The sequence below is a fragment of the Propioniciclava sp. LT294 genome (assembly GCF_059516005.1).
The window spans coordinates 128,323-154,834 of the sequence record NZ_JCAKNG010000005.1; the positions used below are offsets into that span (position 1 = coordinate 128,323).

Below are 26,512 nucleotides of genomic sequence, written 5' to 3' on the forward strand. Positions count from 1 at the left end.
AGAAATCCCCCGACACGGTTCCGATACCCCTGCCGGGTATGTAAACTACAGGGCGTCGTAGTGGCCCCTTCCTGGCCCACCACGCAGCCATCACCAAGGAGCCATCCATGCAGAAGCCCCTCATCGCCCTGTCCCTGGCCGCGCTGGTCACGCTGGCGGGGTGCGCGGCCCAACCGACCGCCCCGGCCTCCACCGCGCCCGCCGCCCCGGCGGCGTCCGCCCCCGCCGCCGGGGCCCAGAGCGACGTGCTCGCCACGGTCGGCCTCGCCGGCCTGACCGGAAGGCAGATCGTCGACAAGCTCGACCAGGATCCGGCCGCCCGCCCGCTGAAGATGAAGGCCTCCGTCCGCCCCGACCACGTCGTGATCGGGAGCGAGGCGGGCGAGGTCAACGTCCCGATCGAGGGCGAGAACTCGTTCTACCTGTCCATCGCGCCGTACGCCACCCAGACCCACGAGTGCCACTTCCACAGCCTCGCCTCCTGCCGGGGCGAGATGAAGTCCGCGCCCGTGCACGTGAAGATCGTCGACTCCGCGGGCAAGGTCCTGGTCGACGAGGACGTCACCACCTACGCGAACGGCTTCGTCGGCTTCTGGCTGCCCAAGGGCATCAAGGGCACCGTCACCGCGACGGCCGATGGCAAGACGGGTTCGGTCCCGTTCGCCACCGGCCCCGAGGACGCCACCTGCCTGACGACCCTGCAGGTGAGCTGACCCCTTCCCGGCTCAGCGCGCCCGGTGGTTCTCGATCGACTCGATGATCGCCGGGCGCAGCTGGGCCGGAGTGATGACGCGGTCGACCGACCCCACCTCCACCGCACGGTGGATGTTGTGCACCCCGTCGAACTCGGCCGCCACCTCGGAGATCTTCTCCGCGCGCACCGTCGCCCGGACATCGGCCAACTCCAGCTGGAGCGCGGCCTTCTCCTCGGGGGCGGCGTCACGAAGCCGGGTCTCCAGGGCTGCGACCCGCGCGTCGGAGGCCGTCCGCTTGTCGACGTCGCCCGAGAAGACGACCGCGGCGGCGGGCGCCCCGCCCAGCACGGACGCGAACGAACCCTCGATCGCGAGCACCGTCAGGTTCTCGTTCAGCTGCTTGGAGAACACCACGAACGCGCCACCGTGGTAGCGGGAGATCACGACGAACACGATCGGGCCGGAGAAGTTCACGATCGCCCGGCCGATCTCGGCGCCGTACTCCAGCTGGAGGTTGCGCATCGACTCCGGTGACCCGTCGAAGCCCGACAGGTTCGCCAGCACGACGAGGGGGCGGTTGCCCGAGGACGCGTTGATGGCGCGGGCGACCTTCTTCGACGAACGCGGGAACAGGGTGCCGGACGTGAACGTGTCGGGGCCGTCGGCGGGCGGGAACCCGGCCCGCGGGATCGCCTTCGACTCGATGCCCACCACACACACCGAGTGGCCGCCGATGCGGGCGTCCATGACGACGGCGGTCTCGGCGTCCCCCATGCCCGCCCAGCGCTCGACGCGCTCGTGGTCGGCATCGCACACCGCCGCGATGACGCTGCGGATGTCGAACGGCTTCTTCCGGTCCCGGTTGTGCTCGGCGGAGAAGATCTCGCCCACGGTCCTGAACGCCTCCCCGGCGTGCGGGTAGTCGGAGACGTCGCGGTCGACGGGGTCGGTGGTCGGCGCGCGCCGCGGCCCGTCCTCGCCCCGCGCACTGTAGGTCGCGTCGTAGTGCTGCATGAGCAGGTGCATGGCCGCACCCAGGTTCGGCGCCCAGTACTGGGCCTGGCCGTTCGGGCCCATGACGCGGTCGTAGCCCCCGATGCCGAAGTTGTCCTCGGCCGACACGCCGCCGGAGAAGTCCAGGGACTGCTTGCCGGTCAGCACCATGGCCGAGTCCGGCGTCATGATGAGGATGCCCTTGGTGTGCATCAGCATCGTGGCCTCGGCGTTCCAGTAGGGCTGGGCGCCGACGTTGATGCCGGCCACGACGATGTTGATCTCGCCGCCGGCCTGGGTGAACTCGACGATGCGGCGCAGGGCGGCACCGACCCAGTCCATGTTCTCGGTGCCCGACTCCATCGAGATCCGCGCGCCCGAGGACAGGGCGAACCACTCCACCGGGACGCCGGTCCGTTCGGCCAGGTCGATGGCCGCGATGATCCGGGAGCACTCCGGCTCGGCGACCGCGCCCAGGCCCTTCGTCGGGTCGCCCGACAGCACGATGCGGGTGACGCCCTCGGGATGCAGTGCGGTCGGTGTGGTGACGCGGGCGACGATGATGCCGGCCGTGTTGCGCCCCGGCTCGCGCGAGACCTCCACCAGCGTCCCGGACTCGTCGAGGTCGAGCTCCACCAGCGTCCCACCGCGTCCGGCCAGTGAGGCCGACAGCTCGTAGGGGTAGACGAGACCGCGCCGGCGGGCGCGCAGCACCTTGGTGGCGTAGTCGTCCAGCGGCTTCAGCGGCTCGGTCGGGGGCTCGGTGACCGTGGCCAGGACGCCGGCGCCCGGCGCCGCGTGGAACCGGATCGCCATCGGCACCGGGGCCTGTCCCGGACGCACGAAGCGGCCCTGGGTCAGCACCTCCTCGATGCCCGCGCCGTCCGACAGCGGGGTGATCTTGTGGCGCAGTTGCCCGATGTCGGCGATGTCGAGGTCGATCTCGGGCCACACGTGGACCCAGACGTGGTTCATGTCCAGCTTGGAGCCGGCCGACCCGCGCGCGGCGCGCGTCCGCCGGATCGCCTCGAGGCAGTTCTCCACGGCCCGCTCGGCGTGCGGCAGGGCGATCAGCTTGCCCTGGTCGTCGCGGACGGCCGCGAGCTGGCGCACCTGCGCCATCGCCACCAGCCGCCGGTCGGCGGGGTTGGATCGGGCGATGCACTCGAACAGCAGGACGTCGCGGGGCGCGGGGATGCGCGTGACCTCGAAGTCACGCAGGCGCCACAGGTCGAGCTGTCGGCCCGCCATCGGGTGCAACCCGCGGATCCGCTCGTCCTCCAGCAGCACCTCGTCGGCGAACCGGTAGCTGTGGTACTCGACGTCGCCGTCGGCGCGGCACACGCCCACCGCCACCCGGCGGACGCCGGAGTCCCAGCTCCACGACGACAGCACGTCGCCGAGTTCCTCGGGGTCGGGCTGCTCGTCGAACAGCACGTAGAGCTCCACCACCGCGTGGTCACCCGGACGTCGGCGTCCCAGCTCGCCGGCCACGACGCGAGCGAGCGGACCGTCGGGGCCCATCTCGTCCGCCCGGCCGATCGTGCTGATGAACCGGGTCGGAAGCGACTCCACCCGGTAGTCGGCGACCAGGACGGCGCGGCCCTCGACCGCGAAGCGCTGCACCCCCTGGAGGTGGTAGTCGCTGTAGTACTTGCGCAGCAGCACCTCGAGCATCGGCTCGTGCGGCGTGACGCCGGCGCCCAGGCGCCGGGCCAGGTTGTGGACCGTCCACTCCGGGATCGCGGCGAGCCGGTCGATGCGTTCGTCGTAGTCCGCCGGTTCGGGGTCGGACGCCAACGCGTCCACCTCGTCGGCCACCCCCGCCAGCACCGAGGCACGCTCGGCGTCCACCAGGGGCTGGTCGAACCAGCGGAACCGGACGGACCGCGCCAGGTCACCGACCGCCGGGAACCGCAGTTGGGTGGCGCGCACGAGGCGCTCCAGGTTGGCACGCGCCGACGCGCCACGGTCGGAGTCGGGGGCGGGCTCGTTGATCCAGCGGTCGAGGATGCCGAGGATCACCGACACGTCGCCGGCGACGCGCTTCTGGGCGAGGAAGATCCGGAAGACCGCCTCTTCCAGCTCCGGCGTCCGGTCGAGCGAGTTCACGCCGTAGTGGGCCAGGGCGGTGGTGAGCCGGTCGACGAAGGTCTGGGGCACACCGGCGCGGGTGGTGTCGAGCGTGGTCAGGTACCGGTGGAAGTGCTCGCGATCCGAGTGGACGCGCAGCTCGGTGTTGACCTGCTCGCCGACGGGCCGGTTGCGGCTCAGCTGCGCCAGGTCGGCGAACAGGGCGATGAGCTCGACCTCGCCGGTCAGGACGTCGCCGCCGGCGGCGCGCACCTCGTCGCGGGCAGCCAGGTACTCCTTCAGCGTGTTCCGGCTCGGGTCGACGTCGTAGCCCATCAGGGTCGCCGACAGGTCGCCGAGCAGGCGGTCCGCACGGAGATCCGGGCTCCCGTTCGCGGGGGGCGGGGGCAGTTCGACGGACGCCGCGTGCTCGGCCTCGGCCTCCTGGGCCCCGTCACCGACCGGCTCCAGCCGCAGGAGGGGGGCCATCGTCTCGACCTGGGAGCCGGTCATGACGTGGAGCTCCTTGACGCGCGCGGAGAACGGCGCCCCGATGACGGTCTCCATCTTCATCGACTCCAGGACGATGACCGGTGCGCCGGCCTCGACGGTGTCACCGACCGCGACGGGCGTGGCCACCACCAGCGCGGGCGCGGGGGAGCGCAGGACGCCGCCCTCGTCACGCGCGATGCGGTGCATCACGTCGTCGACCTCGATCAGGTGGACCGGGCCGTACGTCGCGCTGACCGTGCGGTACCGGGCGCCGTTGACCCAGAGCCGGCCGTGGACGTTGTCGAGCCGTCGCACCTCGGCCACGCAGGCCTGGCCGTCCACGACGACACGGAAGCGCTGCGGGGCGACGGCGAACGCCGTCACCGTGTGCACCACCCCGCGCAGCTTCAGGTCGACGGACACGCCCGAGCGGTGCTGCGTCTGGGGACGCCCGCCGCGAGCCGTCTCGTGGAGGCGCTCGGACTCGATCCGCGTCTCCTCCTCGTACGCCTCGATGGCGGCCGCCACGAGGGCGATGCCGGCGTGGGCGTCCGCCACGAGGCCGCCATCGGCGCGCGTCCGGTCGACCCACCCGGTGTCGGCCCACGGGGTGCCGGCGTCCGGGCCGATCACCTCGGGCTGCTCGAGCAGCTCCAGGATGAAGCTCTTGTTCGTGGCGCCACCCTCGATCACGACGGTGGTCTCGGCCAGCGCGCGGCGCAGGCGGGCCAGCGCGACCGACCGGTTGGGTCCGTAGGCGATGATCTTGGCGACCATCGAGTCGAAGTCGGCCGGGATCGTGTCGCCCTCGGAGAAGCCCGTGTCGACGCGGACGCCGGGACCGGCCGGCAGGTCCAGCCGCGCGATGCGTCCGGGGGCCGGCGCGAAGTCACGGTCGGGGTCCTCGGCGTTGAGGCGGGCCTCGATGGCGTGCCCCTCCTCGGTGGGCCGCGTCGCCGGGAGCTTCTCGCCGGCGGCGATGCGGAGCTGCGCCTTGACCAGGTCGTAGCCGGTGGCCACCTCGGTGATGGGGTGCTCCACCTGGAGGCGCGTGTTGACCTCCAGGAAGGCGAACTCCCGCTGCTGCGGCTGGTACAGGAACTCGACCGTCGCCGCGCCCCGGTACCCGACCATCCGCGCCAGCCGCTCGGCGCTCCGCGCCACCTCATCGACCTGCTCGTCGTTCAGCAGCGGGGAGCGGGACTCCTCGATGATCTTCTGGTTGCGGCGCTGGACCGTGCAGTCGCGGACGCCGAGCGCCCAGGCCGTCTCGCCGTCGCTGATGAGCTGGACCTCGACGTGGCGCGCCCCCGTGACGAGCTTCTCCAGGAACAACACACCCGAGCCGAATGCGCGCAGCGCCTCATCGGAGGTGCGCTGGTAGGCCTCGGTGAGGTCCCCGGCCGACTCGACCTTGCGGATGCCGCGCCCACCGCCGCCGGCGGTCGCCTTGAGCATGAGCGGGTAGCCGATGCGCTCGGCCGCCTCGAGCGCCTCCTCCAGCGTGTGGACGCCGCCGTTCGACCACGGCGCGACCGGGACCCCGGCATCCTCGGCCAGCAGCTTGCTGCCGATCTTGTCGCCCAGCTTGCGCATGGCCTCTCCGGAGGGGCCGATGAAGGTGATCCCGAGCTCGTCCATCCGGTCGGCGAAGGAGGCGTCCTCGGCCACGAAGCCCCAGCCGACCCACACGGCGTCCGCGCGGGCCTCGGTGAGGACCTCCGCCAGCAGGTCGTGGTTGAGGTAGGGGCGCTCGGACGCCGGGCCCAGCGGGAAGGCCTCGTCGGCCTCGCGGGCGAACATCGCCGAGCGCTCGCCGTCGGTGTACAACGCGATCGTCGTGATCGGCTCCATCCCCCGCCGCTCGGCGTTCATCTCCCGGACAGCATGGATGAGCCGCATGGCGGCCTCGCCCCGATTGACGATGGCGATGCGCTTGAACACGAGTACTCCTTAGGGCACGACGAGACATCCCGGAGGGGATGGGACGAATCTCCCACCTGTCGGCGAGCCGCGCACCCCGGCTCGGCACCTTTTCGGAGAAATGGCCCAAATCAACCGCGTCCCACCCAAGGAGGTGTGGTGAATCTTGTGGGTTCCCCACAAAGGGGCATCATGGAACCCATGCCTGCTCGCTACCTGATCCTCAATCCGTGTCAGGACGCCTGCGGCACCCTCACCACGGACCGCACCGTCGAGGGTGCCCCCGTCTACCTGTGCCCGGGCTGCGACTCGGAGTGGATCGAACTCCACGAACGCACCGAGCCCGCCGAGGATGCGAGGCCGGCCACCGACCAGTCGAGCAGGGCAGGGTCCATCGAGTAGTACAGCGCGTACCAGCGCCGGTAGGCGTCGACGAGCCACGCGTCCGTACCGAGCCGCTCGGCCAGCCGCGCCGACAACCAAGCGGCGTCCGCGCCGGCATCCGGGTAGTCGACCAGCTCCACGAAGCAGGCCGCGCCCACCTCGTCCATCACCGGGTCGGCCGCGAGCGCGTGCACGGACACGTCGATGACCCCCGTGATCCGTTCGCCGTCGGTCATCACGTTGCCGGGGAAGTAGTCGTTGTGGACGAACGCCGGCACGGCGTCCCGCCGGCCCAGGTCGGCCCACAGGCGGGCGAGGATCGCGTCCAGGTCGGGGAGGACGCCGCGCAGCAGGTTCCCCCCGAAGGCCATGCCGTACTCGGCGCGCTCCTGCAGCAGCTCGACGAGGGTGGCGCCGGCCGGGACCGCGTCCGGCACGAAGAGCGCCCGGAACCCCCCGGAGGCGATCGGGAGGCGCCGCAGGCATCCGGCCACGTCGAGGTACTCGGCGAGCACCGCCCGGCGACGGGCCTCCCGCTGGCCGCGGCCGAGCCAGCCGGCCAGCGACTCCCCCGGGACGCGCACGTCGACCGTCCAGTGCTGGCCGCCGGTGCGGCCCACCTCGAGCACCGCCGGCACGCGGACGCCGCGGTCCACGCCCGTCCAGCCGCGGACGAGGTCGACCACCGCGAGGTCGGGGGGCCCACCGAGGACGCGCAGCACGCGTTCGGCGTCCAGCGCGAAGACTCGCGACTCGCCGCCCGCTCCGATGAGCGCGTCCGTGCCGATGCCGAAGCGGTCCAGGATGGCGGCCTCGTCCGGGCCGGGCCGGCTCGGGGTGCCCAGGACGCTCACGGCATCGCCCGCCGGGGGAGCAGCTCGGCGTGGTGGTGGCCGTCCTCGTCCGACCCCACGACGGTCAGCGCGGCGACCGCCGTCGTGAGCGGCACGCTGAGGACCAGCCCGATGCCGGATCCGATCGTGCGAACGATCTCCTCGGCGAACGGCTCGGTCGAGAGCAACAGGTCCAGGGGCTGGCGGTACATGGCCAGCAGCACGAGGGTCGACAGGGCTGCACCCGCGTAGGCGAAGACGATGGTGTAGATCGTGGACGCGATGTGGTCGCGGCCGATGCGCATGCCCGAGGCGAACAGCTCCCACCGGGACAGGTGGGGGCCCGCCGCGCGGAGCTCCCAGACCGCCGACGACTGCGTGATGGTGGTGTCGTTGAGGACGCCCAGCCCCGCGATGACCAGGCTGCAGGTGAGCAGCGCCGTGAACGAGAGGCCATCCGCCTGTCCGGCGAGGGCGATGTTCTCATCCGTGGAAAGACCGCTCAGGCGGGCTCCCCACACGCCCACCGCCCCCAGCCCCGCGGTGGCGAGCAGGCTGATCAGGGTGCCGACGAACGCCGAGGTCGTCCGCATGGAGATGCCGTGCGCCAGGTACAGCACGGCGAACATGATCGCCGCCCCGCCCACGAGGGCAACGGCGACCGGCGGGCGCCCGGTGGCCAGGGCCGGGAGCATGAAGACGAAGAAGATGGCGCCGGCCACGACCAGCCCGAGCAGGCCGCGGACACCCTTCCACCCGGCCACGGCGATGACGACGGCCACGAACGCCAGGGCGAACCAGAACAGGGGCACGAGGCGATCGATCGTGATCAGGGCCCACGCCGGGCCCTCGGGCCCGCCCACGTCCGACACGAGCACCGTGTCCCCCGCGACCAGCCCGGACAGCGCCGACACGCCGATGAGCTCGACCACCACGAACTGCCCGGCCAGCGACCCACTGGTCACCTGCACGGTGGCCTCCTGGCACGCGTGCTGGATCGACGAGCTCTCCTCGACCGCCTGCTCCGCGCCGGGGCACGTGACCAGCGACACCACGCGCGCCGTCTCGATCGGGGCGACGGACGCCGTCATGCCCGGCGCCGGCTGGTTGAGGAGGGGACGCTCCCCCGGCCAGAGCAGCACGACCCCCACCACCGTGACCGCTGCGACGACGACCAGGAGGACCGTGCTGGTGATGCGGGCAACCCGCGAGATGCCGACGGCCGGTGGCGGCCCGTGGTGATGTCCTGCTCCCATGGGCACCTACCCTAGGCTGGCGGTGTGGGCGATCTGGTCATCCTCCCCGGCCCGGGGATTCCGTCCGGCCTCACGATCCCGTCGTCCGAACTGATCGAGCGGTTCGCGCGGTCCTCCGGCCCGGGCGGCCAGGGCGTCAACACGACGGACTCGCGGGTCCAGCTAGGCTTCGACATCGCCGCGTCCACCCTGCTGACGGACGCCCAGCGCCTCCGGCTCCTGAGGAATCTGGCCGGACGCCTCGTGGGCACCACCTTCACCATCGACGCCTCCGACCAGCGCTCGCAGTTCCTCAACCGGCGCGCGGCGCGCGAACGGATGGCGGACGCCCTGCGCACCGCACTGGCCCCGCCGCCCCCGCCGCGTCGGCGGACCCGCCCCACCCACGGGAGCGTGGAGCGCAGGCTGACGGCCAAGAGGCACCGGGCCGAGAAGAAGGCCTCACGGCGTTCCCACGAGGAGTGATTCTCTACTACTGTGTGTCGGAGCAAGTCGTCCTGGATCACCCACAGGAGGACCCCATGATCAACGACAGCTCTCCCACCGGGTCTCGCCTCCGTCGCCTGCGCCTCATCGGGCTGACCATGCCGCCCGTGTTCGTCGCTGCCCTGGTGTGCCTGCACCCGGCCGTGACCGCCCGCCTCGACAGCCAGGTGGCACACATCGTCCTGAGCTGTGTCCTGATCCTCAGCGCAGCCCTCTTCGGGTGGACCATGTACTGGTCGCTGGGCCGGGCCCACGAGGCGGCCGTGGACGCCGCGGTCGAGGCCGAGCACCTGTCTGCGGCCCTGCTGGAGCGGGATCGCATCGCCCGCGAACTCCACGACAGCCTCGCCCAGGTGCTGGGCGTCGCCCACCTCCGGCTCCGCTCGATCGAGGCCCGACCGGTGATCGCCGTGGACGAGCGCACGCGCGCCGAGGTGGCCGACCTCGCCGACCTGTGCCGGGAGGCTCACCGGGACGTCCGCGAGGCCATCCTCGCCCTGAAGGACGCACAACTTCCCCAGCGGTCGCTGCTGGAGCGCCTCGACGACTACGTGCGGCTCTTCTCCCGGACCAGCGGCGTCCCGACCACGCTGGAGTGGTGCGCCGACCGCGATCCCTGCTTGGCACCCGGTGCCGAGGTGCAGGTCATCCGTGTCATCCAGGAGGCCCTGACCAACGTCCGCAAGCACGCGGGCGCCCGGTCCGCGACCGTGCTGGTCAGCGCCGACGCCACCCACGTCGACTTCGTCGTGGCCGACGACGGCCACGGGTTCGTCCTCGCCGGAGCGAGACACGCCGACGGCTTCGGCCTCACCACGATGCGCGAGCGGACGGAGTCCGTGGGCGGACGCCTTCGCATCGAGTCCCGGACGGGTGAGGGCACCCGGGTGATCGTCCACCTGCCCCGCCCGGCCCCCGCGCCGAGCCGGCTCGAGGAGTTGACCGCGTGAGCCCGGCCGACAACGGCTCCCCGTGCGGACGCCCGGCCCGCATCCTCCTCGCCGACGACCTCGCCCTGTTCAGGCGGGCCATCGCCACACTGCTGGACGAACAGGACGACCTGGAGGTGGTCGGGCAGGCCGGCAACGGCGTGGAGGCGGTCGAGATGGCGCAGGCGCTCAGGCCCGATGTCATCCTACTGGACGTCGAGATGCCGGTCATGGACGGCATCACCGCCGCCGGGCGCCTGCGCGAGGTCGCCCCCGAAGCGCGCATCATCATGCTGACCGTCCTGGACGACGACGACACACTGATGTCGGCGATCCGGCTCGGGGTGCACGGCTACCTCCTCAAGGACCTCCATCCCGAGGAGCTCTACGCGATGGTCCGGGCCGCGGTCCGCAACGAGTCCCCCCTCGCCCCCTCCCTCGTCGGACGCCTCATGGCCGCCCTGCGGGGGAACGGCCACCAGGTGGCCGTCCCGAAGACCGATGACGCCGCGCTGTCGGCCCGTGAGCTGGAGGTCCTGCGCCGGGTGGCGGACGGCCTGTCCAACAAGGAGATCGGCTCCGCGCTGTCCATCACCGAGGGCACGGTGAAGAACCACGTGCACAACGCGCTGGCCAAGCTCGGGATGGACAACCGGATCCAGGCCGCCGCTTACATCGTCCGGCAAGGGCTGGCGACGCCCCGGGCCTGAGCGTTCCCCGCGCGGGCACGGCACGGCCGAACGGCACACCCACCACCGGCGGCTGTGCCCGGAATGTACCTCTCGACGGATGGGCAACCGTCCCGCTCGACGACAAGCTGGAGGAGACAGCGGACGACTGTCGTGCGCGCGAAGGGAGGGAGGAACCGTGGCCGATCGACGGACGGGTCTCATGGGCGTCCTCACGAGCTTCAGTGGCATCGCCATCACGATCGCGGGAGCGCTCATGGGCGTCCTGCTGGGCATCGCCATCTTCACGTTCGGCTACGCCGGCGGGTGGGCCTACCTGGGCAACGACCCGGCCACCTGCAACCAGTGCCACGCGATGAACGAGCAGTACCAGGGCTGGCTGAAGGGGAGCCATACCAACGTCGCCACCTGCAACGACTGCCACTCGCCGCACGACAACCTCGTCGCCAAGTACGTGAACAAGGCCGACAACGGCTTCTGGCACGCCCTGAAGTTCACCACGCGCGACTACCCCGAGAACATCAAGATCCGGGAGATGAACCGTCAGATCACGCAGGAAGCCTGCCTCTACTGCCACGGCGCCCTCGTCCAGGACATCTCCGAACCGCGCCAGTTCGCCACGACCGTCGGTGCCCACAGCACCAGGATCGACTGTCTCCAATGCCACGCCGAAGTCGGACACATGAGGTGATCGAGATGCAAACCGAGAAGAAGAAGGATCGCCAGCTGCTGGCGGCCGGGGTGTTCCTCATTGCAGGAGCCCTGGTCACGGTCGGCATCGCGTCGATGCTGATGAGCATCTTCGAGCGGCGGGCCGAGGGGGAGAACCCGTACTTCCGCGTGGCAGAGCTCTCCGAGAAGACCTACGACCCGGCGGTGTGGGGCCAGAACTTCCCCCTGCAGTACGCCGCTTGGTTGAAGACGGCCGAGATGCCCGCCGACGAGCAGGTGTCCCGGGTGCCCACCGCCGACGACCCGCGCACGGTGAAGTCCGCGAGCAAGCTCGCCCACGACCCGCGCCTGGTCACCATGTGGCAGGGCTACGCGTTCGCCGTCGAGTACAACGAGCCGCGCGGCCACGCCTACATGCTCGAGGACCAGCGCCTCGTCAAGCGCGTCAAGGACCCCTTCAAGCAGCCGGGCGCCTGCCTCAACTGCCATGCGTCCACCCCCGAGATCGTCGACGAGCTCGGCAAGGGCGACAAGGCCGCCGGCTGGGCCGCGATGAACAAGATGCCGTACGCCGAGGCCACCCAGTTCGCCAAGCACCCGGTCGCCTGCATCGACTGCCACGACCCCAAGACGATGCAACTGCGCGTGACGCGTCCGGCGTTCGAGGCGGGCATCAAGGAGTACAAGGCCGGCCAGGGCATCGCCGACTACGACGTCACCACGATGGCCACCCCGCAGGAGATGCGGAACTTCGTGTGTGCCCAGTGCCACGTCGAGTACTACTTCAAGGGCGATGAGAAGACCCTCACCTTCCCGTGGGACAAGGGCCTCACCGCAGACGACGCACTCGCCTACTACGACGAGATCGGGTTCAGCGACTTCACCCACAAGCTGACCGGCGCCAAGGTCGTCAAGGCCCAGCACCCCGACTTCGAGACGTTCGCCCAGGGCATCCACTACAAGTCCGGCGTGACGTGTGCCGACTGCCACATGCCCTACCAGCGCGAGGGCGCCGCGAAGGTGTCGAACCATCAGATCGCCAGCCCGATGCGCAGCGACGAGACGATCAACGCCTCCTGCCTCACCTGCCACCACGCCACGGAGCAGGCCATGCGTGACCGCGTCGAGGGCATCCACGACACCTACGAGCAGACCAAGGATGTCGCGTTCGACGCCCTCACGACGTTGATCTACGACATCGAGGCGGCCACGAAGGACGGCACGCCCACCGATCGCGTGGACGCAGCCCGCGGCTTCCAGCGCAAGGCCCAGTTCTTCCTGGACTTCGTCGTCTCCGAGAACAGCCGTGGCTTCCACGCCCCGGCGTACGCCAACCGCCTGCTGAACGACGCGACGGACAGCGCGCGTCGTGGGCAGATGGCCCTGCGCGGCGTGACCTACGCCCCGGCAGGACCTGCCGAGTCCGTCCCGGAGGGGACGTTCCCGGTGCCACTGGCCCCGAACAAGGTGGGCTGAGCGCCCGGTTCGGCGGCGGACGGGGATGGGGAGGGTGACCCCATCCCCGTCTCGCTTTTCCGCTGAGGCCGACGCCGGCCCCCCGGAACGGCTGTATCCCCCGGTCAGTACTGTGCCGGGGGATACAGCCGTTCCGGGCCGGATGTGCCCTCTTCATGCCCGAGGGAGGATGGTCCGCGACGGTCGGTGGCGGACAGAGTGGTGACCGTGGGTCGGACAATCACCCGGTCCCCCACGAGGAGTTTGCGATGAGCCCCGCCCGCACCGGCGACGACGGCACGTACTTGGACGTGTCGGCATGGACCGACGATCCCGTCGAGACCACCGAAACCACCCCGTCCCCACCCGCGACGCCCGTCGCCGCGCGCCGACGCAAGCCGTGGCTCTTCGGCGCGCTCGGCGTGCTGCTCGGGCTGGGCGTCGTCTGGGGTGTGTGGTCACTCGGCGAGGATCCGGCGACCCAGATGCCGGCCAACCACCCGCCGACGAACGCTCCCGCCGCCGCGGCCACCCCGACCCCGATCACCGACGCCCAGATGGCGGAGTTGAAGGCCAAGGTGGACGCCGACCCCACCAGCTTGGACGACCGGCTGATCTACGGCGTGGCGCTCTACAACGAGGCGCGCTACGCCGAGGCCGAGGAGCAGTGGCTCGCGGCGTCCGAGCTCGCCCCCACCGACCCGGGCCCCTGGTACAACCTCGGCTTCCTCTACCTGAGCACCGATCCGCCGTCGGACGAGAAGGCCGAGGCGGCCTGGCGCAAGGTGGTCGAGGTCGCCCCCGGCACGAGCATGGCGGCGACCGTCAGCCAGCACCTCGACCGCCTCGACACCGTCCTGCCCGGCGGTGCGGCCCCGTCCCCGTCGCCGACACCGAACGAGTGAGGCCGCGATGAGCATCGAGATCCGTCCGGAGGCGAGCCCGAGCGAGTCGGCCGCCCCGGAGCGGCACGACGGTCACGACCTCAGCGTCGTCGACCTGCTGCGCCGGCTGTACCAGCTGTTCCACAACAAGCGGTTCGGCCTGCTGCTGATCCTGGCCATGGCGGTGCTGACGCTGGTCGGCGTCCTGTTCCCCCAGGCACCCGGCGAGGTGCTGGCCGACCCGGCCGTCCGGGACGCCTGGCTGGACACCATGCGGCCCCGCTACCGCGGCTGGACCGACATCCTCGCCACGCTCGGCGTCTTCGCCGTGTTCGGGTCGATCGGCTTCAAGGCGGTCACGATCCTGCTGGCGCTGAGCATCATCGCGTGCACGACGCACCGGTTCCCGCAGTTGTGGGCCCAGGCGATGAGGCCGCACGTCCACGTCCGGGACCGCTTCTTCGACCACGCCCGCGTCAGCGCGACGACCGTCGTCCGTCTGGATGAGATCCGGACGTCCGCCCTGCTCAAGTCCGAGCTTCACAAGCTCCGCTTCCGCACGATGGCCGACACCGAGGGTAGGCCCCTGTACGCCGACCGCAACCGCTTCGCCCCGTTCGGCACCGTCGTGGCGCACGTCGCCTTCGTCGTGATCCTCGGCGGCGTGTTCGTGACGACGACCTTCGGCTTCCGCGCCGACGACCTGTCCGTCCCGGTCGGCAGCCGCATCGAGGTGGGCCGCGGCACCGACCTGGCCGTCGAGGCCCGCTCGTTCACCGATTCCTACAACCCGGACGGCAGCCCGTCCGACTACGTCAGCGACGTGGTCCTGTACGCCGGGGGCCGGCAGGTCGCCGAGCAGGTGCTGCGGGTGAACGCCCCGCTGCGCTGGGACGGCTGGTCCCTCAACCAGGCGAGCTTCGGCATCGCCGCCGATCTCCGCGTGACGGACGCCGCGGGCGCGGTCCTGCTCGACCGAGCCCTGCCCCTGGAGTACCAACTCGAGAGGCGGTACGCCTACGGCAAGGTCGAGGTGCCCGGAACCGACCTGCTCGTCTACCTGATCACGCCGGCGTCCGGCAAGGTCGTCCCTGACATCCCCGCCGGCAAGGCGCAGGTCGAGGTCTACCGCGGCGGGACGGACACCCCCGTGTTCACCACGACCATGACCCCGGGCGACCCGGTGCAGGGGGTCGACCTCACGTGGACCTTCGAGCGCGAGCGCCAGTACACCGGGCTCATGCTCAGTCGCGACCCGGGCGCCCCCATCGTGTGGATCGGCTGCGCGCTGCTGGCCATCGGGACGTGCTGGACCATGTTCCTCCGACACCAGCGCCTCTGGATCCGCCTGGAGGCGATCCCGCAGGGCACCCGCGTGACCCTCGCCTCCCCGGACCGGCTCGACTCGGTCTTCGCCCGCCAGGTCCACAGCTTCGTCGCCGGACTCGGTGACACCGACACCAGGAAGAAATAGCCATGCTGGAGCTCTCCCGCACCCTGTTCGCAGCGGCGACGGCCCTGCTCGCCCTCGCCCTGCTCATCAACGTGATCGTGGTCGCCACGCGGCATCGCGCCCCGGCCGGGGCCGTCAGGCCCGTCGCGGCCGGACGCGGTGGGTCCCACCCGGTCTCGCCGCTCAGCCCCGCCGCAGGGGAGGAGGACGACGCCGTCGCCCCGGCACGCGTCACCCCGACCCGCGGGGTCGCGTGGGCGGCTGACCGTGGCGTCGAGCTGGCACTGCTGGCCATGACCATCGCCCTGGTCGTCCGGTCCATCCACACCGGGCACGCGCCGTTCGCCAACCAGTACGAGTTCGCGTGCTCCTTCGCGTGGGGCATCACCGCCGCCTCCGTGTTCTTCCAGCGCCGCTACGGCATCCGCGCGCTGTCGCTGATGGTGCTGCCGCTGCCGTTGGCCATGCTGGGGTACGCCGCCACGGTCGGTTCCGAGGCATCCGCGTTGATGCCGGCCCTGCAGAACCACCTGCTGCTCACCGCCCACGTCGTCACCGCGGTCATCGCCTACGGCGCCGCCGGCGTCTCGGCCGGGGCCGCCGTGCTGTACCTGCTGCGCCCCCACCTCAGGTTCAACGGCCTGCCGGGCGAGGAGTTGCTCGAGGAGATCGGCTATCGCGCGATCGTCATCGCGTTCCCGATGCTCACGATCATGATCATCCTCGGTGCCGTCTGGGCCGACATCGCCTGGGGCCGCTACTGGAGCTGGGATCCGAAGGAGACCTCCGCGCTGGTGACCTGGCTCATCTACGGCGGCTACCTGCACGCCCGTGTCGTCCGCGACTGGCGCGGTGGGAAGGCTGCCGCGCTCCTGCTGCTCGGCTTCGCCGCCGTCCTGTTCACCTTCTTCGGCAACCTGTTCTTCGGCGGGCTGCACAGCTACGCGTGATCGGAGCCCACCACCCATGAGCGCACCCACCCAGGACCGCCCGTCCGTCGTCGAGGAACGGCCGGCCGGTTCACGCCTGCGGACCCTGCTGGCCATCGCTGCCGTCACCGCCGTCGTGGTCGGCGGCGGGTGGTGGCTGTCCCGGCCCACCACCTACGGCGGGTCGGACACCGTGACGTCGGTCAGCATCGCCGGTGCGACCGGCGCACCCCAGGTCGGCGCACTGGCGACGGACTTCACCGCGCCGACCACGGCGGGCCCCAGCGTGACCCTGTCGCACCTGCGTGGCAGGCCCGTGTGGTTGACCTTCGGCGCCACGTGGTGCGCGCCCTGTCGGGTCGAGGCGCCCGACATCCAAGCGGCCCACCTGGCCGGGACGCACGGCGTCCAGGTCGTCTCGGTGTACCTCGGCGAGGACGCCGAGGCCGTGGGCCGGTTCGCGGACGCGCTCGGCCTGACCTACGTCCACGTCCCGGACCCCGATCGTGCGTTGGCGTCGGCCTGGGGGGTGAGCGGGATCCCGGTGCACTACTTCATCGACTCGTCCGGCACGATCCGGGCCAGCCGGGTCGGCATCGTGGGTCCGGCCCAGATCGAGGGTGTCCTCGCGACGTTGACCTGAGGGATTCCCGACGGCTCGCCTGCGGCCTCCTGTGGAGCGGCCCGGCCCCGGGGTAGAACAGGTCCATGAGAGCGCTGACCGAGACGGAGGTCCGGGACAGCTTCGTGAACGCGACCGAGACCGAACTGGGTCGCCTCGACCTGCCCTGGTGGTTCGGGGCGACCCTGTGGGAGTCCCTGGACTACCTCGGTTGGGTCGACCCCGCACTCCCCGAACGCGGGTACCTCGTGGCCGAGACGTCCTTCGGCCTCGTCGGCGTGATCCTGCGCCTGCCGAAGAACCGTCCCCACGGGCGGCGCTCCCTGTGCAACCTGTGCTGGACCCAACACCCCGGGCAGGGCGCGCTCCTCATGGTCGCGCGGCGCGCCGGGCGGGCCGGCCTCAACCACAACACGGTCGGCACCTACATCTGCGCGGACCTGGGGTGCTCCCTCTACCTGCGCGGGCTGCGCCGCTCGTCCGGCGGCGGCCGGCTGCCCGAGACGCTCGATCAGGACGCCCGGATCCGCCGCCTCGCCGAGAACGTCGAGGACTTCCTGTCCCGCATCGTCGACAGCGACGCCCCGCGACTGGCCTAGGCTGGGCCACCATGGAGGACCAGCCCCGCCGCCCCCTGTTCGCGGTGGACACCCCGACGAAGTACATGCTCTGGGTGGCCGCGATCTTCATGCTGCCCATGGTGAACACGTGGCTGTTGTACGGCGGGACCATCACCAAGGAGGACATCACGTTGTCCGCCTACGCCAGCCTGCTGTTCCTCAACCCTCTCGTCGTGCTGGTCGCGGGCGCGCTGTACGCGTGGCGCCACGGATTCCACCCCCTGCTGCCCTGGCTGTTCGGGCTGGCGTTCATCCCGGCGGCGCTGGTCGTCTACAACGACACCGCCCTCCCCTACGCCATCCTCTACGCGGCTCTCGCCTACCTCGGCGAGGGCATCACCCTCCTGACGAAGCGCCTCGTCAGTCGTCGCTAGGGATTCGTACTTTCGGACGAGTGGAGTCGCACTTTCGGGCGATCCGCCGGCGCATGGGATGGCGTAACGTCCCGTCTGGAGCCACAGGCCCAACCCCACTGGCCCGATCACAGGAGACGTCCCATGAAGTCCGCACTGGCCGCCATCACCGCCGTGGTCGTGCTGTCCACCGGCATGGCCAACACCGTCCAGCCGATGGCCGACTTCCCGCCCTGGGTCTGCAGGCTCATCCCGATGCTCTGCAGCTGAACCACCTCGACGGCACCCCGCCACCCGCCCCCGAAAAAGCCCTGACGCCCCGGCCGAACACGGCCGGGGCGTCTCGGCTGGTGAGGGCGGGGCCACCTCGACTCGCACGAAGCGCCCCGCCCTCGGTGGCCGTCAGCGCCGGCGCCAACGGCCGGGGTCCGGCGGTGTCCTCTTCGCCCACGGGGGGAGGACGGTCAACAGACACCCGACGACGAACCCCGCCATCGCTCCCGCTCCCCCGAACGTGCGGGCGCCGCCCACCAGCAGTCCGACCGTGAGGCCGACGACCAGTCCGACCGCCAAGCAGGCCACGACCAGTGCGTCGGCTCGCAGCGTCACGCGTACTCCTAGCTGGAACAGGGGATTGGGGTGCTCCCTCACGCTAGCCGGGGGGGGCTGCCCAACGGATCGGGCAAAGGTGCGAAATCAGTGGGACGAAAGTACGAACCCCGGCCCTGCCCGAGCCGTGCCACACTTGCGCCATGACCGACCCAGCCCCCTCGGCCGGCCCATCGCGGGCCGGTGGTCGGCTGCCCGTCTGGGTGGGACGGGTCGGGAGCAGTGGCATCCCCGAGGCCATCTTCGGGTTGAGCGCCTTCGTGTACAACGAGGCCTTCCCCGACAGTGGCCGGACCCCCTTGAGCGGAGCACTCGAGTTCGCCATCTGCCTGTTCGCGGCCGTCACCGGCCGCTGGCCGCGGGTCGGAACCTTCGGTGCCGTCGCCTGCCTGGTCGGGCTGACGGTGCTGGCCGACTACCTCAGCATCACCGTCTTCGTCATGTGGATCCCCATCGTGTCGAACGGAGCACACGGCCGCACGATCCTGCGCGACGTCGCCGCCACGGCGTTCCTCGTCCTGATGCTGGTCAAGACGATGCCCACCAACGAGACGGTGAGTGACCACGTCCAGACGGTCATCCTCTGGCTCCTGCTCGTCGGCGTGCCCTGGGCGACCGGTCGGATCGTCAACCGGCTGCGCGAGGAGGGGCGGCAGCAGGCCCGACTGCGCACCCATGCGCTGCGCTCCCAGCGGCGCAGCATCGCCCGCGACCTCCACGACACGGTCTCCTACGCGACGACGACGATGATCATGCGGGCGGAACAGATCAAGCTCCGGTCGACCGGCGACCCCCAACTCATCGAGGACCTGGACTTCATCATCGCGACGGGGCGCCGCTCGGTGCGGGAGCTCCGCGGCATGATGGAGACCCTCCGGCGCAATGATCCGGAGCTGGACCTGGAGGCCGAGGCCCCGTGGCGCCTCGTCACCGTCGGGGACGTGATCTCCGAGCGCAGGGCGGAGCTGGCCGCCCACGGGCTCCGGCTCGACGTCAGCTCCGACGCCGATCTGGACTCGCTGCCCAACTCCGTCCGCGAGGCCTTGGCCAAGCTCATCGTCGAGGCGACGTCGAACATGGTGAAGCACGCGGGCCGGGGGCCGTGCCGTCTCATCATCGAGGTGGGCGACGACACCGTCGAGGCCGTCTTCACCAACCCGATCCGACCGGGTTCCGTGCAGGCGGGCGATGCGGCCGGTCTCGGGCTCGTGGGGGCGCTGGAACGGGTGGAGGCCCTGGGCGGTGAGCTCGAGGCCACCACCGCGTCGGGCACGTGGATCCTCCGGGCCCAACTGCCGCTGGGGGGATAATGGGGCCCATGACCCCAGCCGTGACCGTGGCGATCGTGGACGATGACGCACTCGTCCGAGCAGCCCTCGGCGCCTACCTGGCCGCGACCGACGACTTCGTGGTCCGCCACGAGATCAGCAACGGCGCCGAGGCGGTGACCACGATCACGCGCGATCCGGTCGACATCGTCATCATGGACGTCCGCATGCCGAAGCTGGACGGCATCCAGGCGACCGCCGCCCTGCGCAGCACCCTGCCGGACGTCAAGATCCTCGTCATCACGTCCTTCGACGAGGACGGGGCCGTCCGCGATGCCCTCCGTGCGGGGGCGAACGGCTTCCTGCTCAAGGACACCTCACCCCAGGGTCTGGTCGACGCCCTCCGCGCGGTCATGCAGGGGACGGCGGTGGTCTCGCCGGGTCCCATCACCAGCCTCCTGCTCAACGACAAGGCCCCCACGCGTCCGCTGTCGCCCCCCGAACTCGGGTTGAGCCCCCGCGAGCTGCAGATCCTGCGCCTGCTGTGCGCGGCGTACAGCAACACCGAGATCGCCGGGGAGCTGTTCGTCAGCGAGTCCACGGTCAAGACGCACGTGTCGGCGATCATGTTGAAGATGGGCGTCCAGTCGCGCCTGAAAGCCGTGGTGCGCGCCTACGAGTGGGGGCTCGTCGACCGCGCCTGACTGGGGCAGGATGGAGCCATGGACCTCCACCCGAACGTCGCCCCACTCGAAGCCCTCCTCGGCTCGTGGCGCGGGCTTGGCCGGGGCGAGTACCCGACCATCACCAGCTTCGAGTACGCCGACGAGTGGGTGTTCAGCCACTCCGGCAAGCCCTTCATCGCCTTCGTGCAGCGGACGCGCTCGCCGGCCGGCCAGCCGATGCACACCGAGTCGGGCTACCTGCGCGCCATCGGCGAGGCCGCCGTCGAGATCGTGACCGCCATCCCGACCGGACAGGTCGAGATGGGCGGCGGCCGCGCGGTGTCCGAGAACGGCATCCTCACCGTCACCACGGACGCGAGCGTCACCAGGACGCCGACCGCGAAGCAGGTCGATCGCATCACCCGCAGCTTCACCGTCCGCGGCGACACCCTCGAGATCGAGATGTGGATGGCAGCCGTCGGCCTGGGGTTGACCCACCACCTGTCCTCCCGCCTCGAGCGCGCCGACGACGCACGCTGATGCCAACGGCGGGGCGATGGGGCCGACCTGCCAGAATGAAGGAGTGAACGCCGACCAACCCGGCACCTTCGCCGGTGTCCTGACTGCCGCCATCCAGGCCCGTGGGCTCTCCCTGGAACGCATCCGCGCGCGCCTCGACGCCGCGAACGTCCCGGTGAGCATCGCCACCTTGAGCTACTGGCAGTCGGGGCGTTCCCTGCCCACCCGATCGCGCAGCTACCACACGCTGGTCGAGCTGGAGCGGATCCTCAACCTCGAGCCGGGGCACCTGACCCAGCACACGCACACCGCGGACGGCCGCACCCGTCGCGAGCTGTTCGAGTGGCAGAACGTCATTCCCTCCCGCGACCTGGCCACCCAGGTCATCGAGGACCTCGGCATCGACATGCAGGGGCAGCTCACGCGCGTGACCATGCACGACCTCCTCGACGTGGACGCCGACCGCGCCGAGGCCTCCCTCGAGGTCCGCGTCGTGTGGCGGGCCGAACGCCATGGCCTGCACCGCTGGGCGGTCGTCAACGAGTCGGACGCGGAGTCCGAGGAGACCCAGTCGATCGAGCCGCTCTTCGGGTGCACCCTGGGTGAGGTCATCGGCGTCCCCGAGCGGAGGCTGCTCGTCGCCGAGATGCTCGCCCCACGACCGATGCAGCGCGGTGAGCTGTTCACGTCCGACTACCGCCTCACGTTCGGACCCTCCTCCGAGCCCGCGTACCGTCTCGAGCGGGCGGTCTCCGATCCGGTCAAGGTGCTCTCGTTGGGCGTCCGGTTCGATCCCCACATCCTGCCCCGGCACGTGTTCGCCAGCTTCCGCGCGACCATCGAGGAGGAGGAACCGCGCGAGACGATCCCGGTCGAACTCGCCCGCAACGAGGCCCAGTTCGTCTGGGCCGAGGCCAAGCCCGGCGTCTACTCCCTGTCCTGGGAATGGGACTGACCGGTCTCCACGCCATCGCCGACGCCCTGGACGTCGACGTGGCGGCCCGGACCGAGCGCGAGCCCTAGGCTGCCCGCATGCTCCCCTACGACCACCTGTCCGAGCCCGGCAAGCGCCAACCCGTCTTCGCCCGACGCGGCGCCGTGTCCACCTCGCAGCCCTTGGCCGCCTCCGCGGGCCTGAGGATCCTGCAGGCCGGCGGCAACGCCCTCGACGCCGCGATCGCGACCGCCGCGTGCCTCACCGTCCTCGAGCCGTGTTCGAACGGCCTCGGGTCCGACGCCTTCGCGCTCATCTGGGCCGACGGGCGCCTGTACGGGTTGAACGGCTCCGGCCGCGCACCCGCTGCCCTCTCGGCCGAGGTCCTGCGCGAGCGCGGTCACACCACGATGCCCGAGCACGGGTGGGACGCCGTGACCGTCCCGGGCATGGTGCGAGCCTGGGCGGACGCCCACGAACGGTTCGGACGCCTGCCGTTCGCCGAGGTGCTGGCCCCGGCCATCGAGTACGCCGAGGGTGGCGCCCCGGTGTCCGGCATCGTCGCCTGGGGCTGGGGCCGCGGCGTCCGGGCGGTGGAGCAGCGCCTCGCATCTCGCCCGGACCCGGCCCAGGACCACTTCCTGCCCCTGTTCGGGCCGGCGCCGACGGTGGGCGAAGTACGCGCCCTGCCGGACATGGCCGAGACCCTCCGCGCGATCGCCGGGACGCGGGGCGAGGCGTTCTACACCGGGTCGCCGGCGGAGCGCACGGTCGCCTTCGCGGCCGCGACGGGTGGGTGGTTGTCCGCGGACGACCTCGCGAACCACACCAGCCAGTGGGTCGAGCCGATCCGGGCGCGCTACCGCGACCACGAGGTGTGGGAGATCCCTCCGAACGGGCAGGGCATCGCGGCCCTCGTCGCACTCAACATCCTCGACGGCTTCAGCCCCGAGGAGGTGTCCGACTGGCACACCCAGATCGAGGCGGTGAAGCTCGCGCTGGCCGACACCCACGCGCTGGTCGCCGACCCCGACCGGGTGGACGTGCCGACCGAGCCCCTCCTGTCCGCCGAGCACGCCGCCCGGCGTCGGGGACTCATCGGCGAGCGGGCGCTCGACCCGGTGGCGGTCGACCCCCGGGCGTCCGACACCGTCTACCTGTGTGCCGCCGACGACGAGGGGATGATGGTCAGCTTCATCCAGTCGAACTTCGCGGGGTTCGGCTCGGGTGTCGTCGTGCCCGGGACCGGCATCTCGCTCCAGAACCGCGGCTGGGGCTTCTCGCTCGAACCGGGGCACCCCAACGAGCTGGCGCCGGGCAAGCGCCCGTTCCACACGATCATCCCCGGCTTCCTGACCCGCGGCGGGGACCCGGTCGGCCCGTTCGGCGTGATGGGCGGCCACATGCAAGCGCAGGGCCACGTGCAACTCACCCTGCACACCGTCGACGGCCGGCTCGACCCGCAGTCCGCGCTCGAGCGGCCCCGCTGGTTCTGGGACGCCACGACCGGCCAGGTGCTGGTCGAGGAGACCGCCGACCCGGCCGCCGTCGCCGCCCTGCGAGCCCGCGGCCACGACGTCGAGATCGCCCCGCACCGCGGCGTGTTCGGACGCGGTCAGGCCATCTGGCGGATCGACGGGGGCTACGTGGCCGGGAGCGAGCCACGAGCCGACGGCGTCCCGATGGCTTGGTGAGTCAGACCCCCGGCACCGGACGCAGCAGCAGGGGACGCAGCGCCGGCACGGTCTCGACGACGGCCACCGACGGCTCGGCACGCAGCGCGTCCGGCACACCGGCGCCCCACGTGACACCGATGGCGGCCATGCCGGCCGCCCGCGCGGCCGCCAGGTCGACCACCGCATCGCCGACGTAGACCGCCTCGGACGGCGTCGCGCCGATGCGCTCGGCGGCCAGCAGGAGGGGGTCGGCGGCGGGCTTGTGGGCTGCGGTGTCCTCCATGGCCACCAGGACCGGCAGGTGCTCGTGCAGACCCAGGATCCGGGTGAGGCGCTCCGCGCTGTCGCGCCGGCGGGAGGTGGCGATGCCCATCCGAGCGCCGGCGGCGGCGAGCTCACCCACCAGCTCGTCGATGCCGGCGTAGGGCTCGAGGTACTCCTCGGCGTGGTCGGCCTGCCACGCGGAGTACGCCGCCATCAGGCCCGGGGCGGCGTCCGCCCCCGCGAGCTCGGTGAACATGTCGGGCAGGGTCCGGCCGATCCAGGACCGGATGGTGTCGTCGTCGGCGGGGGCGAGGCCGAAGGTCGCGATGGTGTGCCGGTACGAGGCGAGGATCAGCGGGATGGTGTTGGCGAGCGTGCCGTCGAAGTCGAACAGGACGGTGCTCCAGCGGAGATTGGTCACACCGACACCGTAGCGACAAGCCGTCAGAGCCAGTCGACCCAACCGCCGTGCGGGCTGCACCGCGCCACCGGCTCGCCGTCCAGCGCCAGCACGAAGTGAGGACGCCCATCGTCTCGGACCCGCCCGTACAGCGCCGGGACCACCTTGCCGCCCTCGAACGCCACCCAGGGGACTTCCGCGGCCATCAGCGCCGCCTGGACGGCCTCGCGTCCTTCCCGGTCGAGGTAGGCCAGCGTCGCGGAGTGCATGAGGACCGGTGTCGCGCCGAGCTCGGCCGCACGGGTGCGGGCCTGGTCGAGGAACGCGGGCAGGTCGGCCGGCAGCCGCCCCGCCCGGATGGTCGGCGGGTCGGCGGCCGCGAGGTCCAGCGCCGCACCGAGGCGCGCCTCACGGGCCTCCTCCCCCGGCCAGACCAGCGAGCGCAGCCACCGGGCGTCCTCCGGGTCGTCGGCCGTCAGCGGGTTGGCGTCCATGCCTTCGCGGTGGGCGATGTGCAGGTCGGCCGGAGAGGCGGGCGGCGTGCCGGTGGTGGCGCAGTCCAGGACCGGGGCGTCCGGGGCGGCGGCGGAGCCGGCGACGGGGGACCCGCCGTCGAAGCGGTAGCGGTAGCGGTCGGGCAGGAGGACCAGGCCGGCAGACGCGCCCACCTCGAACAACGCGACCGGTTGCGGGAGCGACGCCAGCAGCGGCGCGAGGACCGCACACCGTCCGGGCTCGTTGGTCTGCGTGGCCCGGGTCAGGATCGTCCGCTCCACCGCGGGCCAGTGCCGGTCGAGCCAGGCGACGAGATCGGGCCCACCGACCAGGGGTCCGTCGTGGAAGCGCAGCGCGCCGAGGAAGAGATTCGGCTGCCGCTTGGCACCGGGCAGCGCGTCGAGGCGGGCGGCGACGGCGGGGGTCCCGGCGACCCAGCGGCAGAGTGCGGCCCAGGTCGGCGAGGTCGGCTCGGCCTCGCCCGCGAACCAGCGGTACAGCTCCTCGATGGGCTTGCGCGCGTAGGCGTGGGCGTCCTTCACCGGGCACAGCCTAGAGTCGTCCGTTCGTGACAACTAAGGTGGCGCCATGACGCAGCCGGTCCCCGACCCTGACATCTGGCCCACCATTCGCGCAGAGGCGGAACGCGACATGCGCGCCGAACCCTGTCTGGGCGGATTCCTGCACGAGTCGGTCCTCCGCCACACCACGTTGATGGCGGCGCTGGGCAGTCTCTTGTCCCACAAGCTCTCCAATCCGGTGATGTCGCCCCTGACCCTGCTCGACCTGGCCGAGGAGGCGTTCGCGGGCGACCCGTGGATCGAGGAGTCCGTCGTGGCCGACCTGCAGGCCGTCGTCACCCGTGACCCGGCGACGCGCGGCTACAGCCAGCCGCTGCTCTACTTCAAGGGTTTCCACGCGATCCAGAGCTTCCGGATCGCCCACCACTTCTGGGTGAACGACCGGCAGCCGCTGGCCCTGTGGCTGCAGAGCCGCATCTCGGAGGTGTTCGCGGTCGACATCCACCCCGGGGCGCGGATCGGGCGGGGCATCATGTTCGACCACGCCACCTCGGTGGTGATCGGCGAGACCGCCGTGATCGAGGACGACTTCTCGATGCTCCACGAGGTGACCCTCGGCGGAACGGGCAAGGTCGGCGGGGACCGCCATCCGAAGATCGGCAGGGGCGTGATGATCGGCGCCGGCGCGAAGGTGCTGGGCAACATCCACATCGGTGAGGGCGCCAAGATCGGAGCGGGTTCGGTCGTGCTGGAGGACGTTCCTCCCCACACCACCGTCGCCGGCGTCCCCGCCAAGCCGATGAGCCGCACGAAGGAGCCGTTCCCGGCCCTGTCCATGAACCAGGACTTCACCCACGAGGAACCGGCATGACCGAACAGCCCGGCTCCGCACCCGAGCCGGCCGTCCCGGACGTGAAGGACTGGACGTGGGTGTTGGAGCGTCCCTGTCCCGAGTGCGGGTTCGACCCGTCGTCCGTCGTGCCGAGTTCCATCCCGCGCATCGTCACCGAGGTGGCCGCCCGCTTCGCGCTCGCCCTCGAGCGGCCGGACGCCGCCGTCCGGCCCGCGCCGCACACGTGGTCGACCATCGAGTACGGCCAGCACGTCGCCGACGTGCTGGAGGTCATGACGCACCGGCTGCGGCTGATCCTCGGCAGCGAAGGCGCCGGGGCATCGTTCGCCGACTGGGACCAGGACGCCGCCGCCGTCGAGAAGGAGTACTGGAGGGCCAACGCCCACGTGACGGCGATCCTGATCAAGGAACGTGCCGCGTCCGCGGCCAAGGCCTGGGCCGAGCCGTCCGGCGCGCAGTGGGGCTGGCCGGGGCTGCGCAGCAACGGGTCGCAGTTCACCGCGGCTTCCCTGGGGGGCTACCTCGTCCACGACCTCATGCACCACCTGCACGACGTGGACGCCTGAC

The 26,512-nt window shown here is 71.3% G+C and carries 26 protein-coding genes; 20 read left to right on the forward strand and 6 right to left on the reverse strand.

Annotation, left to right across the window (positions count from 1 at the left end; translation table 11 throughout):
* The first annotated feature begins 107 nt into the window (after positions 1 to 107).
* On the forward strand, positions 108 to 713 hold the full coding sequence (locus AC5YDA_RS08400; protein WP_496188940.1) for a CueP family metal-binding protein: 606 nt from the start codon (positions 108 to 110) through the stop codon (positions 711 to 713).
* Positions 714 to 725: 12 nt separating this feature from the next.
* Here the strand turns inward: AC5YDA_RS08400 and AC5YDA_RS08405 are convergent, their stop codons facing one another.
* The 3 genes from AC5YDA_RS08405 to AC5YDA_RS08415 form a co-directional block, all read right to left on the reverse strand.
* On the reverse strand, positions 726 to 6,197 hold the full coding sequence (locus AC5YDA_RS08405) for an ATP-binding protein (protein ID WP_496188941.1): 5,472 nt from the start codon (positions 6,195 to 6,197) through the stop codon (positions 726 to 728).
* Between the two features lie 266 nt (positions 6,198 to 6,463).
* On the reverse strand, positions 6,464 to 7,414 hold the full coding sequence (locus tag AC5YDA_RS08410; RefSeq protein WP_496188942.1) for a phosphotransferase family protein: 951 nt from the start codon (positions 7,412 to 7,414) through the stop codon (positions 6,464 to 6,466).
* Positions 7,411 to 8,649, reverse strand: coding sequence for a YibE/F family protein (locus AC5YDA_RS08415; RefSeq protein WP_496188943.1), 1,239 nt, complete (start codon positions 8,647 to 8,649; stop codon positions 7,411 to 7,413). Before AC5YDA_RS08415 ends, AC5YDA_RS08410 begins: the two co-directional genes overlap by 4 nt.
* 24 nt (positions 8,650 to 8,673) lie before the next feature.
* Here AC5YDA_RS08415 and arfB point away from each other — a divergent pair, with 24 nt between their 5' ends.
* The 12 genes from arfB to AC5YDA_RS08475 all read left to right on the forward strand — a co-directional run bounded on the left by arfB (position 8,674) and on the right by AC5YDA_RS08475 (position 18,011).
* Positions 8,674 to 9,114 carry an alternative ribosome rescue aminoacyl-tRNA hydrolase ArfB gene (gene arfB, locus AC5YDA_RS08420; protein WP_496188944.1) on the forward strand — a complete coding sequence of 147 codons (441 nt, stop codon included), beginning with the start codon at positions 8,674 to 8,676 and terminating at the stop codon, positions 9,112 to 9,114.
* A gap of 56 nt (positions 9,115 to 9,170) precedes the next feature.
* Positions 9,171 to 10,085 (forward strand): sensor histidine kinase, encoded by a 915-nt coding sequence (locus AC5YDA_RS08425; protein WP_496188945.1) that lies wholly within the window; start codon positions 9,171 to 9,173, stop codon positions 10,083 to 10,085.
* Positions 10,082 to 10,774 carry a response regulator gene (locus AC5YDA_RS08430; protein WP_496188946.1) on the forward strand — a complete coding sequence of 231 codons (693 nt, stop codon included), beginning with the start codon at positions 10,082 to 10,084 and terminating at the stop codon, positions 10,772 to 10,774. Before AC5YDA_RS08425 ends, AC5YDA_RS08430 begins: the two co-directional genes overlap by 4 nt.
* Positions 10,775 to 10,931: 157 nt before the next feature.
* Positions 10,932 to 11,444, forward strand: coding sequence for a cytochrome c nitrite reductase small subunit (nrfH, locus tag AC5YDA_RS08435; protein ID WP_496188947.1), 513 nt, complete (start codon positions 10,932 to 10,934; stop codon positions 11,442 to 11,444).
* A gap of 5 nt (positions 11,445 to 11,449) precedes the next feature.
* On the forward strand, positions 11,450 to 12,901 hold the full coding sequence (locus AC5YDA_RS08440) for an ammonia-forming cytochrome c nitrite reductase subunit c552 (RefSeq protein ID WP_496188948.1): 1,452 nt from the start codon (positions 11,450 to 11,452) through the stop codon (positions 12,899 to 12,901).
* A gap of 248 nt (positions 12,902 to 13,149) precedes the next feature.
* Complete coding sequence (locus tag AC5YDA_RS08445) at positions 13,150 to 13,785, forward strand: tetratricopeptide repeat protein (protein ID WP_496188949.1); 636 nt, start codon at positions 13,150 to 13,152, stop codon at positions 13,783 to 13,785.
* 7 nt (positions 13,786 to 13,792) lie between these two features.
* Positions 13,793 to 15,238 (forward strand): cytochrome c biogenesis ResB family protein, encoded by a 1,446-nt coding sequence (locus tag AC5YDA_RS08450; protein WP_496188950.1) that lies wholly within the window; start codon positions 13,793 to 13,795, stop codon positions 15,236 to 15,238.
* Between the two features lie 2 nt (positions 15,239 to 15,240).
* Entirely contained in the window at positions 15,241 to 16,167 is a 927-nt protein-coding gene (ccsB, locus tag AC5YDA_RS08455) for a c-type cytochrome biogenesis protein CcsB (RefSeq protein ID WP_496188951.1), read from the forward strand.
* Between the two features lie 16 nt (positions 16,168 to 16,183).
* A complete protein-coding gene (locus tag AC5YDA_RS08460) occupies positions 16,184 to 16,789 on the forward strand; it encodes a TlpA family protein disulfide reductase (RefSeq protein ID WP_496188952.1) in 606 nt (201 codons plus the stop codon).
* A gap of 65 nt (positions 16,790 to 16,854) precedes the next feature.
* Positions 16,855 to 17,367, forward strand: coding sequence for an FBP domain-containing protein (locus AC5YDA_RS08465; RefSeq protein WP_496188953.1), 513 nt, complete (start codon positions 16,855 to 16,857; stop codon positions 17,365 to 17,367).
* 11 nt (positions 17,368 to 17,378) lie between these two features.
* Entirely contained in the window at positions 17,379 to 17,762 is a 384-nt protein-coding gene (locus AC5YDA_RS08470; RefSeq protein WP_496188954.1) for a hypothetical protein, read from the forward strand.
* Positions 17,763 to 17,885: 123 nt separating this feature from the next.
* Positions 17,886 to 18,011: a hypothetical protein gene (locus tag AC5YDA_RS08475; protein ID WP_496188955.1), complete on the forward strand. Its 126-nt coding sequence runs from the start codon at positions 17,886 to 17,888 to the stop codon at positions 18,009 to 18,011.
* Positions 18,012 to 18,143: 132 nt separating this feature from the next.
* Here the strand turns inward: AC5YDA_RS08475 and AC5YDA_RS08480 are convergent, their stop codons facing one another.
* Positions 18,144 to 18,350: a hypothetical protein gene (locus AC5YDA_RS08480; RefSeq protein ID WP_496188956.1), complete on the reverse strand. Its 207-nt coding sequence runs from the start codon at positions 18,348 to 18,350 to the stop codon at positions 18,144 to 18,146.
* A 143-nt stretch (positions 18,351 to 18,493) separates the two neighbouring features.
* Between AC5YDA_RS08480 and AC5YDA_RS08485 the strand changes: the two genes are divergently transcribed.
* The 5 genes from AC5YDA_RS08485 to AC5YDA_RS08505 all read left to right on the forward strand — a co-directional run bounded on the left by AC5YDA_RS08485 (position 18,494) and on the right by AC5YDA_RS08505 (position 23,430).
* A complete protein-coding gene (locus AC5YDA_RS08485; protein WP_496188957.1) occupies positions 18,494 to 19,660 on the forward strand; it encodes a sensor histidine kinase in 1,167 nt (388 codons plus the stop codon).
* A gap of 8 nt (positions 19,661 to 19,668) precedes the next feature.
* Positions 19,669 to 20,322 carry a response regulator gene (locus tag AC5YDA_RS08490; protein ID WP_496188958.1) on the forward strand — a complete coding sequence of 218 codons (654 nt, stop codon included), beginning with the start codon at positions 19,669 to 19,671 and terminating at the stop codon, positions 20,320 to 20,322.
* Between the two features lie 18 nt (positions 20,323 to 20,340).
* A complete protein-coding gene (locus tag AC5YDA_RS08495) occupies positions 20,341 to 20,823 on the forward strand; it encodes a heme-binding beta-barrel domain-containing protein (protein ID WP_496188959.1) in 483 nt (160 codons plus the stop codon).
* A 43-nt stretch (positions 20,824 to 20,866) separates the two neighbouring features.
* Entirely contained in the window at positions 20,867 to 21,757 is an 891-nt protein-coding gene (locus AC5YDA_RS08500; RefSeq protein ID WP_496188960.1) for a hypothetical protein, read from the forward strand.
* A gap of 77 nt (positions 21,758 to 21,834) precedes the next feature.
* A complete protein-coding gene (locus AC5YDA_RS08505) occupies positions 21,835 to 23,430 on the forward strand; it encodes a gamma-glutamyltransferase family protein (RefSeq protein ID WP_496188961.1) in 1,596 nt (531 codons plus the stop codon).
* Between the two features lies 1 nt (position 23,431).
* Here AC5YDA_RS08505 and AC5YDA_RS08510 read toward each other — a convergent pair whose 3' ends face one another.
* Together AC5YDA_RS08510 and AC5YDA_RS08515 are read right to left on the reverse strand one after the other, a co-directional pair.
* Positions 23,432 to 24,097, reverse strand: coding sequence for an HAD family hydrolase (locus tag AC5YDA_RS08510; RefSeq protein WP_496188962.1), 666 nt, complete (start codon positions 24,095 to 24,097; stop codon positions 23,432 to 23,434).
* A 23-nt stretch (positions 24,098 to 24,120) separates the two neighbouring features.
* Positions 24,121 to 25,113, reverse strand: a complete 993-nt coding sequence (locus tag AC5YDA_RS08515; protein ID WP_496188963.1) for a DUF2332 family protein — start codon at positions 25,111 to 25,113, stop codon at positions 24,121 to 24,123.
* A 46-nt stretch (positions 25,114 to 25,159) separates the two neighbouring features.
* Between AC5YDA_RS08515 and cysE the strand changes: the two genes are divergently transcribed.
* Both cysE and AC5YDA_RS08525 read left to right on the forward strand, forming a co-directional pair.
* Positions 25,160 to 25,963 (forward strand): serine O-acetyltransferase, encoded by an 804-nt coding sequence (gene cysE, locus AC5YDA_RS08520; RefSeq protein WP_496188964.1) that lies wholly within the window; start codon positions 25,160 to 25,162, stop codon positions 25,961 to 25,963.
* A complete protein-coding gene (locus tag AC5YDA_RS08525) occupies positions 25,960 to 26,511 on the forward strand; it encodes a DinB family protein (protein WP_496188965.1) in 552 nt (183 codons plus the stop codon). Before cysE ends, AC5YDA_RS08525 begins: the two co-directional genes overlap by 4 nt.
* Position 26,512: the final 1 nt, after the last annotated feature.